Annotated in this window: 1 protein-coding gene; it reads right to left on the bottom strand. The window is 49.8% G+C overall.

Translation table 11 applies throughout. The annotated features are described in order from the left end of the window. On the bottom strand, positions 1-245 hold a 245-nt coding region (locus AAEY83_RS17745; RefSeq protein ID WP_351061312.1), incomplete at both ends, for an MFS transporter.

Genomic DNA, 245 nt, shown 5'->3' with positions numbered 1-245 from the left:
CCTATGCCAATGGCTGCATAAATAAGGAAAAGGTTACTGATGCCAATTGCACTTAACAAGGTTGGGAATGTGAGCGAGATGATCAAATTCCCTGTATGCAGTAGGAAGGTCGATACCCCCGTACCAATTCCCCGGACATGTACCGGGAACAGCTCCGGCAGCATCACCCATACGACCGGGCCCCAGCTGACAGCAAAAATGACGATGAAAAGTCCTAAACATATAATCGTCGTCCACCCTGCAGC

The organism is Psychrobacter sp. TB20-MNA-CIBAN-0197 (assembly GCF_040309765.1).
In the GTDB taxonomy this organism is placed as follows: Bacteria; Pseudomonadota; Gammaproteobacteria; order Pseudomonadales; family Moraxellaceae; genus Psychrobacter; species Psychrobacter submarinus.
This window is presented reverse-complemented; position numbering and strand designations above follow the sequence as displayed.